The sequence below is a fragment of the Desulfobulbus rhabdoformis genome, assembly GCF_016919065.1.
Lineage (GTDB): Bacteria > Desulfobacterota > Desulfobulbia > Desulfobulbales > Desulfobulbaceae > Desulfobulbus > Desulfobulbus rhabdoformis.
Genome location: NZ_JAFFQA010000097.1, coordinates 1 through 3,418 on the forward strand (window position 1 = coordinate 1; position 3,418 = coordinate 3,418).

At 45.9% G+C, this 3,418-nt stretch carries 3 protein-coding genes; all 3 read right to left on the reverse strand.

Going from position 1 to position 3,418, the window contains the following annotated elements; genetic code table 11:
* Window positions 1-104 precede the first annotated feature (104 nt).
* Window positions 105-695, reverse strand: coding sequence for a hypothetical protein (locus tag JWJ90_RS22415; RefSeq protein WP_205229449.1), 591 nt, complete (start codon window positions 693-695; stop codon window positions 105-107).
* A 173-nt stretch (window positions 696-868) separates the two neighbouring features.
* A complete protein-coding gene (locus tag JWJ90_RS22420) occupies window positions 869-1,699 on the reverse strand; it encodes an amino acid kinase family protein (protein ID WP_205229450.1) in 831 nt (276 codons plus the stop codon).
* Between the two features lie 20 nt (window positions 1,700-1,719).
* Window positions 1,720-1,944, reverse strand: coding sequence for a hypothetical protein (locus tag JWJ90_RS22425; protein WP_205229451.1), 225 nt, complete (start codon window positions 1,942-1,944; stop codon window positions 1,720-1,722).
* Window positions 1,945-3,418: the final 1,474 nt, after the last annotated feature.

The following is a 3,418-nucleotide window of genomic DNA, read 5'->3' on the forward strand; positions in this document are numbered from 1 at the left end:
AGATCAACGGAATGTCACGCTTGCCATCAGGCAAGCGTGGCGTGCTATTTTTTTTCTGAAGCGACCCCAAGAAGCTCTGGGGGAAAACTCTAGGGTATTTTGTATTATTGTTTCAGCCGTACCTCAAGCAAATCAATTTCGGGCAACATTTTCATGAGTGCACTGTAGCTCAGCTCTTCCCCCTTAAAACGGAGTACAACCGGTGGCTCAAAGAGATGAGCCCGCGTTGCGGCGAAGTTACCAAGAGCCTTTCCTGAAATCTGGATTCCCCCTGCTAAGAGGTCTTCAACCCTGTCCAGAGCAATGGAATTGAAAAATTTCAGGGTCAGGTGCCCTCCCTCTGTTGTTGAATGCGTTACCTCGCTGAGTTGCTTGGAACGTAGACTGCCGTGTACTCCCTGTCGCCGAAAAATAGCCCCTGCCAGTCCGGGCATAGCCGCTGAAAGGGCAACCGTGGTGCCGTCGACCATTTCCTGTTGCAGTGAATCCGCTGCCACTCCATTGATAAAGATAGTCTGGACATTTTCTTCGATATACTCTGCGGTGAATCCTGGGAGCGTTACCAGAAAAGAGAGCAGGGGAATGGGGCGCTCGATGGGAAAGAGAACACCATGCTGGAGGAGCGAGGCAAACCCAGTGAGCATATCCGGGGAAACTTCAAGTTCAAGGCAGGGGCTGGAGGTAACAGTGGTCATGATTTGAACTGTGGGTTGAATTTATAAAAAAAATACCAATGTGCAATCATTACCATCTTTCGCCCGTGAGGTGAAGATGAAAACCAGCACATCGGTATTTTGCCAGGTGTAAGGCACCTTATGGGAGTTTTCCAGATTCCGTGAGCGAGAACCCGACGTCACGAATTCGGGTGTCATTGCTTGTAGATGTATGTTCCTACATGTTCTCCGTTGAGTGCTCGTGTGATGTTGCCTTCAACCATGCCATTGACGATCTGAACCTTCTCAATCACCTCAGAGTTTTGAATGATTTCAAGACAGGGGCGTTCGATGACCAGGTCATCCTGATCCATATTGAGCAGATCCTGGGCACCAATTTCTGGGACGAACGTAGCATTGGGATTCTTTTTCGGATCATCGGTATAAAGACCGTTCTCATCCTTAATAAAGAGGATATTTTTTGAGCCAATGAGATCCGCAAGAATAACCAAACCAACATCCGTCCGGTGGATAGGAATACGACCAACCTTGGGCTTTATCGCAAAGTAATCGTAAGGGGGCATGCCGTGCATAACCGGGATGATGGATTCTGCGAAAAATGTAGGGAGTTTAACGATATCTGAATGTGAGATTTTCACCCCGCCCCAGGGAGAAAGCAGGGTAGCAACCATTAGGGCGTTTTGTTCGGAGATCATACTGCCGAATTTGGCTATTACACCGGTGGGCATCCCCATCTCCAGACCAATCGTATAGATATGGCGGCTTCGGGTTCCACCACCGGTGGTGATCAGAATTTTGTGGTCCTTTCGGTTGCGTACAATTTCTTTAAGAATGCCTGGTAAGGCTTTCACGCCGCGATCGCAAATAGACTGCCCGCCTATCTTGACGATGGCGATATCCGGATACAACCGTTCCTGGGGAGCGATATCGAGTTGCTCGATGAATTCCTTACTCACCAGGCTCTCGCCCATGAGTGCACTTTCTACATGAAGCCGCTTGCCATCCTGTTCCCGTACCAGTGCCATATATGCCCCTTATGCTCCTCTTAAGCTGTTGCCGATTCAGGTTGTGCCGCCTGGTGCTTGGGACCACGTTCCAGAGCGATAAGATCCGATTTGGTTGCCAGAGCCATCTGTTTGAGTTCAGACATGCGCAGATGATCCGCATAGACCTTGAGGTCAACACCACTTATGGCGACAATCCGGTATCGGGGAGATTTGGATCCTTCCCGAGATTTCAGTCGTTCACGGTAAAAAATCTGTCCTGCCATAGTATACCTCCTCAGGTAAGGATTTTGTAAAGGCCAAGAGAATATTTTTTGGCCAAAACAAAGAAAAAAATGAACGTCCCCTAAAGACGTTTTCCCTAAAGAACGAAGTCGTAATAAGGACCCGCCCAGTCGGAGTTACGCCAATTATCAATAAATATAGGCGGAGGGAGCAAGAAAGGCAATGCCACAAGCATGGTAGCCCGTGGTAGGGATTGGTAGTTTTTGTCCTTGGAGTGCTGGCCTCCATTTGAACAGCATGGCGGGTATGTTAAGGCGCCTCCTTAATTTTTGACTTCTGACCTAAAATAACGTGTTTACAGATACGGAGATAAACAAACATCAATAACCCGGGGAAGAGAAAAATCCAGGGACAATAAAAATGACAAAAAAGCCAATTTTTTTTTGCAAGGCATTCCTCCGAAAATACTTACTCAATCCTTACAGCCGGGACAAATTGTTCCTTGATGAAAAAATCGCGAGTCATTATGACTCTCAACGAGGTATGTGCTCATAATTTCAGTCAGATTTAGTAGCTTTTAATCCGTTTTCCGCAGTATTAGAACTTCTCCTGGAAATAACTACCCAATGAAGAGTCCCTTGTTCTTGGTTTAACACACTGTATTTCTGATGTTTTACCGTGGCACGTAAATTGCTATAACTTATTTCTGTGTACTCAGGGGGATCAGGAGTTTTCAGAGAATGTCGTTTTAGGCCCCTCAGCGAGCGAGAATAATAAGAAGGGACCTGAGGTTGCATTGAATCCCACTCATATAAGACCGTAAGGGTGTCTTGAATAATTAGATTTTTCAATCAAGGTCAAGGATTGCTGACAATTTTACCGCAGGCATATAGATGATATTCCGAGGATAAAATTTTCAGCATGACGCCGAGATTGGCAGAAAAAGCAATTATTCAAGATTCCCGTAAGTGTAATGCAAGAAACATAGTTCTACAGGGAGAAGATTATGAAGAAGACCATCGGGGCCGGGTTAGGCCTCTTTTTAATACTCAACAGTCAACAAACTGTGTTCGCTCTTGAACAGGAAGGCATAGTAGAGCCAGCACTTCCCGTTATCCCGTAATGCCCTGTTTTTATGGGGTACGAGGGAATTGGGTTTCGTAAACTTTTAGAGAACATGCTTGGTTCCAAAACGGCTGCTCTCCGAGCGCCTCGGCAACGAGCTTAGACGCGATTAACTCATCAAAAATAAACGAAAAATTAATCAGGAGTAGCGTATTTTTTTCTTGACAAAGCCTTGAAGGTAAAAATCGATTTTTTCATGGAATTACAACTAATTACACGGAGAATCGATTATGCAGTCACTGAAAATTTTCTCGATCAAGGCCTTACAACTGGTTGCACCGACGAACGGAAGAGCCGTGAACAAAACACTCCACGTGGACGCATTAATTCAAGCTATCAAAGCTGATTTTGGCAAACTTACCGATCATCGGGCCCAAAATGCCAAGATTG